At 37.6% G+C, this 7,204-nt stretch carries 4 protein-coding genes; 3 read left to right on the top strand and 1 reads right to left on the bottom strand.

Annotation, left to right across the window (positions count from 1 at the left end):
- Positions 1 to 793: 793 nt before the first annotated feature.
- The gene (locus tag ACODSB_RS23790; RefSeq protein ID WP_488938863.1) at positions 794 to 1,474 is read right to left on the bottom strand and encodes a S24 family peptidase; all 681 of its coding nucleotides are present in this window, start codon (positions 1,472 to 1,474) and stop codon (positions 794 to 796) included.
- A 118-nt stretch (positions 1,475 to 1,592) separates the two neighbouring features.
- Here ACODSB_RS23790 and ACODSB_RS23785 point away from each other — a divergent pair, with 118 nt between their 5' ends.
- The 3 genes from ACODSB_RS23785 to ACODSB_RS23775 all read left to right on the top strand — a co-directional run bounded on the left by ACODSB_RS23785 (position 1,593) and on the right by ACODSB_RS23775 (position 6,928).
- Positions 1,593 to 1,808 (top strand): hypothetical protein, encoded by a 216-nt coding sequence (locus ACODSB_RS23785; RefSeq protein WP_180859902.1) that lies wholly within the window; start codon positions 1,593 to 1,595, stop codon positions 1,806 to 1,808.
- A gap of 307 nt (positions 1,809 to 2,115) precedes the next feature.
- Positions 2,116 to 5,397 carry a hypothetical protein gene (locus ACODSB_RS23780; RefSeq protein ID WP_488938862.1) on the top strand — a complete coding sequence of 1,094 codons (3,282 nt, stop codon included), beginning with the start codon at positions 2,116 to 2,118 and terminating at the stop codon, positions 5,395 to 5,397.
- Positions 5,398 to 5,620: 223 nt separating this feature from the next.
- The gene (locus tag ACODSB_RS23775; RefSeq protein ID WP_488938861.1) at positions 5,621 to 6,928 is read left to right on the top strand and encodes a peroxiredoxin family protein; all 1,308 of its coding nucleotides are present in this window, start codon (positions 5,621 to 5,623) and stop codon (positions 6,926 to 6,928) included.
- Positions 6,929 to 7,204: the final 276 nt, after the last annotated feature.

Genomic DNA, 7,204 nt, shown 5'->3' with positions numbered 1-7,204 from the left:
TCGATCAGCGAGTGCGATCCTTCGTTCCTCAGGATGACAAACGGTGCTCTTGTCACCCTAACGGAGGAAGGATCACACAAGAAACTCTACAAAGTAACTCCACAAAGTAATTCCACAAAGAAAATCGCCAATCTTGTCATCTCGACGAAGGAGAGATCTCCGTAAGTAACTCCGTAAAGCATATCGCCAATCTTTGTCGATCAGCGAGTGTGATCCTTCGTTCCTCAGGATGACAAACGGTGCTCTTGTCACCCTGAGCGAAGTCGAAGGGCGCAAAGTAATTCCACAAAGAAAATCGCCAATCTTTGTCGATCAGCGAGTGCGATCCTTCGTTCCTCAGGATGACAAACGGTGCTCTTGTCATCTCGACGAAGGAGAGATCTCCGCAAGAAACTCTACAAACTAAATCGCCAATCTTTGTCGAGCCACTTGCGCAGATTTCTCCCTACGGTCGAAATGACAAACGGTGTGGTTATACAATTTGCCGCACAATCTTGTCATCTCGACGAAGGAGAGATCTCCGCAAGTAACTCCGTAAAGCATATCACCAATCTTTGCCGATCAGCGAGTGCGATCCTTCGTTCCTCAGGATGACAAAAAATGCGTTGAAATGACAAAGCGATTCTATGAAAAAAAACTCAAATGTTAAAAAACCACACAAAAAACCTACAAAAATTTAACACTTAAAAAAAACTTTTTTTTCAACAATTTTAAATTTTGTACAATTTATAAGAAAAAACGACTGAAATTAATTATAAATAAGTTTATAATTAACAATAAAAAGCAAAAAAAATTATTCTAACCGAATTACCCCTGTTACAATCGCTATAGAAAGCAGTTTTGACTTCGGAATTTCAAATGAATTATAATCTTTATTATCGCTTACGATAGTAACAAAATCATCATTTTCTGATTTGCAGATGCGCTTTACTAAAATACCTTGTTCTGTATTTATGACATAAACTTTATTCCATTGAAAAAACGTATCCAGCGACAAATGCTTGCAGGCCACTATGTCACCGTTATTATACTTAGGATACATCGAGCTGCCAATTACAGTAATTAAATAATCTGAACCTTGAAATGTGGGGATTAAAAATTTTGCGGCATTTAACTCCATGCTTCTTTTATTGCCCGCATTATACTCAATCATAGCCTCTGCAGAAATAAGAGGCAGCGTTTGATTTTTGATCGAAGCATCTGTAAAAAAGTCATTTACAGATGTATTATAATTTTCATCATTATAACCTTTGTTATAATTGGAATCATTTTCTAAAACATTTCCAATTCCGGTTTTAATCCATTCTTTATTTATTTGGGTATTTAAAGCACATAATCTGTCCACAAAATCAGCTGGAAGGTTAACTTTTCCGTTTATTACCTGCGAAAACGACGATTTATTAGAGTATCCTAACAGTTTTCCAATCCCCTCCTGATTCTTTGCGACACCTAAACTTATCAGTGTCTTTAACATAATTTTAACCCTTTGTAACTCAGTCATTTATATTCCAATTATAGGAAATTTTACATTTATCTTGTTTGATTATAAACTAGTTTATATCTTTGCCTCAATTTTTAAAAGTAATTTGACAATGGATAAAAGTAAGACAAAAATTTACAAATCCTATGATTCGAATATTTTGGAAGCCTTGTTTGTTAAATACGGTGTTTCAAAATATTATATACGTCAAAGCATAAGCGGATCTGTTCAAGGGATTACTCCAGACAGCATAAAAAAAGATTATGCCACTATGGAAAAAGCAAGCAAGGATATTGTGATGCTTCTCATTCAAAAAACAATGGGCTAGGAAAATCAATATTTAGTAAACAATATTGAAATTATCCCCGCTCACTTATCAGCCATAAACTCCCCAAGTTTTATAAGCCTGCTATAATAAAAATTCGTTTACATAGTAAAACGAAAAACCTTTCATCATTATAAGCCGTATTGAATACCATCAATAGCGCCTTTTTTTACAAAATACCACGAATACCACAAAAAAAACATATCCGCATATCCCAAAAGGATATCGACCAGGCATGCCTTTTACTTTCTTGTTCTGCAGGAATAACAGGTAAGGTGTGCCGCTTTGAAATAATTAAACAATTTAAAAAATGAAAAAAAATCTATTTTGTATGTGGCTGGCATTATTGGCCATATTATTTACGGTAAACATGGAAGCCCAGATGACCATTGGGGGCAAAAAAGAGCCGGAAGCCTTTTCCGTTTTGGAACTTCTGAACAAGGGCGGACTACGACTGCCTCAAATGACAACGGCACAGCGTAACGCATTTGCTGTACAAGGTAAAATTGCAGGTGAAGGCCTTACTATTTATAACATTGACACTAAATGTGTGGAATATTGGAACAAAACTCGCTGGGTAAGTTTATGTGAGGGAACATCACAAACTGTAATAAGCCCGCAGCCTTGTGTAAATGTAGCTGCAGATGGTACAGGGTGCGACCAGACATTTACTATTGATGATGTTGACTGTCCTAACGGACCTTTTAATATTGCTATTGTAGCAGGGTCTGAATACGCAGTATTAAACGATGTGGATAATGCAAACGGAAAATTTAAAATTGACTTTTTCCCAAACGAAACAGTAAACATCCATACCGTATTAGTACGTGTAACGAGTACCTGTACGAGTTTGTTTAAAGAATTTTTATTCTCTCAAAACGGTGTAGACTGTACTTCAATGTCGTATACTGTACCAAGTATATCACCATCAAGTGCAGCTTTGACTTTATGTACAGGCGGCGCTGTATATTTATCAGTTCCTGCTGCTACAGCAAATCTTGATAAATTAATCTGGACCCGCAATGGTGTTGAAATTCAGGGTACCCGAGGTGCTTATTATATTGTCGCTACGCAAAAAGGGGAATATAATATCTCTATGGGAGCTGTTGGATGTAACACAAACGCATCAAACAAACGCACCATTACAGAATCTGGAACTGTAACACCAGTTAACCTTAAAATAATAGCCTCTAACAATGGAGTAATCTGCGGAACGAACGATGTTAAACTTTCTGTATCAGGAAGCGGCGGAGCTTCTATAGTTTGGTTTCATAATGGGAAAGAAGAGCAGACAGGCCCAACAGCTACCGCAAGCGGAGACAGCGGCGTTGGGGAATGGTTTGCAGCTACTAAAGACGGAACTTGTTATTCTAAACCTTCAAACATTATTCAGGTAACTAAAAGTGAAGCTGCATCAGGACAAATTACGGTTGTATCAGGTGATGTATTGGTAAACGGAGTTCCATTAAAGACTTTTACTTCATTTTGTGCAGGTGGAAGTTTAGATTTAAGCATTGCCAATAAAACTAACGGTGTTACTTACACTTGGTATAATGGTAATGATATAATAGTTGTTAATCCTTATATTGTTCCTGCCTCTCAGGTAACCATATCACTTCGTATGGTGGCTACAGATAACAGCGGAGCTAAATGTCCTGCTGAAGAAAGCGTAATTGAAGCTAATGTAACTCAGGGAAGCACTCCTTCAGAACCTACAATTACCGGTAATACAACACTTTGCGGCGGTGAAACAAAATTAAAAATTGAGCCAAAAGAAACTGGAACTTATACGTATACCTGGTATAAAGATGGTGTTAAAATGACAGATACCACTCAGGAAATTACAGTTACAACTCCGGGATCTGTATATACTGCTACGGTTAAAAACGCTACAGGATGTGTGAGCCCAACGGCTTCAAAAACAATATCAAAAACATTATCAGACTTTCCTGAGCTTTCATGGAAAGTTAATCCGACGGAAGCTATTTATGGCACAAAAATTACAATGCAAACCAGCATTCAGTTTGGTCCTGCCATTAGTTATACATGGACAACAGATAACAGCAATGCTAAAATTACGGGTTCAGGAGATACGGTATCAATAGAACTTCCGGCAAGCGGAGATACAGGTACTCCGTTAAAGATAACAGTACAGGCAGAAAACGCTTGTGGTAAATCGCCAGTTTTAGAACATACTCTTACTATGAACAATGCATGTCCTACACCTAAGTTGACATCACAATCGGCTTTGGTTCAAAATGCAACAGCAGGATCAAAAGCTACAGTTGCCATATCAGTAACAGATGCGGTTAAACCTTCATATCAATGGTATTTGAATACATCAGCAAGTACAAGCGGAGGTTCTCCGGTTGGAACTTCATCGCCTTCATTGTCATACGATATTCCAAATGCCGGTACTTATTATTTTTACTGTAAAGTAACAAATGATTGTTCTGGTGCTGTGGCGGTAAATTCAGAAGTATTTACGGTTAATGCTATGGCAAACCCAATAAACATACCTACAGGTCAGGGTACCTTTACAGGAAGAACTTGTTTTGATATTGCAGAGAGTAATTTTAATGATAAGTGTGGGACACAAGATACCCGTACATCAACTAAGGCTGATTTTAATACTACTGCAGTAAATACTCAAACGTATACTTTTTCAGTTGTAGGACAGGCAGTAAGTAAAGTTCGATTTGTATATGTAGAAAAAGGCACTGATGGAAGTACAATTGTAAAGTCGTTTGCTGCAGATGCTGATAGATCAAAGGATACTAATATAACAGGAGATGTTACCGCTACAATGGTATACAAAAGTAATTTAAGCAGCAGCAGTGCTGGTGCTAATAATGGTAAAGCTTACGGACTGGATGGTGATCATCCCCTTTCTGTCGATATATATGTAATTTTCAATGATAAAGGAGATGGAAGCGGAAGCGATGTAAAACTACAATTAACAGCCCAAATAAAAGACTGTATGTGCTGCGGGGCAAAAATTAGCCCAACAGAATGGAGAGCTTTTATGTGTTACAACTTAGGGGTTACTAATACAAGTTTAAATCCTTTTGTGGCTAATCCGGCTCTAATTGGAAATTTATATGCATTTGGAAATAATACCCCTACTACTAGTGCTAGTGCTTATAATACAACTAATTGGGCACCTACAATTAATGGTACGAAGATTACTAAAGCAGCCGGAGATCCTTGCCCAGCGGGTTATCGTATACCAATTTTTACTGAATTACAAGGGTTATTCAATAATAATCCACAGACTACATATGTGGGTAATAGTGGAGCTGCAGCTGCATTAGGAACGCAAGGGCAGATGTTTGGTCCTAACTTGATGCTGCCAAATGCCGGAACAACCTATCAAAATTCAAGTGCGCGCAGTCTGTATGGAAATGCAATGTGGTATTATAGTTCTACATACTCATCTGGTTCAGTCGGAGCTTTATGGCATTACAGTCCAGTTGCCAGTGGTGCTACTGCAGCCCTGGAATATTCTATGAGTAACCGATATACAGTAGTATCAATGAATAGTACTTTTAATGTATATACCGGAAGCATACGCTGCATATCAGAAAATTAAACAGAATTGTTATATTATAAAATAGTAATGATTAAAAACAGGGAGATATTTTTTTCTCCCTGCTAAATAAAATTTCCGGACTCAAACAATAATAAATATTGAGCAGTTTGGAATAAGAAGGAATTTACGTTTTTCATTTCCTGTCCAGTGGCAGGAATGAAAAGCGTATCCTTATTTTATAACAGTTTTAGAATAAATAATTAACAGTTTTAAAAAGATAATTATGAAAAAAACACTAACAGGAATTGTAGTTTTTTTGGGATTACTATCTTTCCCGGCAAAGGCACAGACCATAAATATGAATTTTTCGCATTTTGGAGGTAAAACATATGTATATATGCTGGAAAGAGGCGATAAAAAAGATACCATTGCGACAGGCAGACTAGATACAGAAGGTAAAGCAGCACTCATTATCCCCGCAGCCAAAAAAGGCTATGCAGGCATTTCGCGTTTAGCACTTAAAGATGGCGGAGACATTGACTTTATTGTAAACAATGAAAGTTTTACTATTTCCTGTACCGAAGAACAGCCTAATTATGAAAACACAAAATACACAGGCTCTGCTGAAAATGATTTTTTAAAACAAAAAACACAGCAGCAAAAAGCAATCCTCGACAAAGCAGGTTTTGTGCAGTATGGTCTTAATGTTTACAAAACAGAAGATGTTTTATATCCTGCCCTTCAAAAAGAAAAAGAAAATCTAAACACACAACATGCCGCTTTAAAAAACAATACAGCACAAAGCAAACTGTACGCAGCCCGGTTATCAGAAATATACACCGTATTGATGGGCTCAGGAAGCAGCCTTGAAGCATCAGAAGAAGAAAAAGCAAAACAGGTCAATACTTTTGTAACAGAAAAACTCGATATGTCCAATTTATACACCAGCGGACAATGGAGTAATTTTATAGAAGGCTGGATGCAGCTGCACCAAAGTACCCTAAAAGATGATACCGCCTGGCTTGCAGATACCAAACAAATCCTGTCACGCATAAAAAGCAATGAGATTTATACCGCTTTTACAGAAAAAGCAGTCGCATTGTTTGCCAAAGCCGGCAAAGATGATCTGGTAACGGCAATAAGCGAATATGCCGCAAAATCAGGAAAATTAGAAAAACCGAGCAAGAAATTAGCAAGCGCTATTAATGCTCCGGTTGTTGGTGCAAAAGCGCCAGTATTAGAAACTCCGTCGGGCAAAAAAACAATCAATAAAAAGACCTTGTTATTCTTTTACGAATCGGGCTGTAACAACTGCGAGAACGAAATTCACCAGTTACTGGGCAATTACCAAATCGTAAAAGATAAAGGTTACGAAATAATAAGCGTAGCCGCAGACATGACCAAAAATACCGGAGACGGACACGATCATGCCTTTCCGTGGGCGGCACAGTTATGCGATTACAAAGGTTTCGCAGGCCCAAACTTCCAAACCTACGCCATAATAGGAATCCCAACTTTTTTCACCATAGATGAAAAAGGAACAATCACAGGAAAATATGCGAGGTTAATTGATACTGGGATTCTTAATTAATGGTGAATTGTTGATTATGTGTTATGAGTTTTTCTTGATAAAAAATGCAGTTATTTGAATTGCATTTTTTGTTTTTATGTTCATTTTTTGTCATTTCGACCGAAGGGAGAAATCTCCGCAAGAAGCTCCGTAAAGCATATCGCCAATCTTTGTAGAGTTACTTGCGGAGATTTCTCCCTTCGGTCGAAATGACAAACTGTATGGTTACAAAATCTTCACCTAATCTTGTCATCCCGAGGAACGAGGGATCTGCGCAAGTAACTCCACAAACTAAAT

The sequence above is a fragment of the Flavobacterium sp. FG68 genome (genome assembly GCF_057808895.1).
This window is presented reverse-complemented; position numbering and strand designations above follow the sequence as displayed.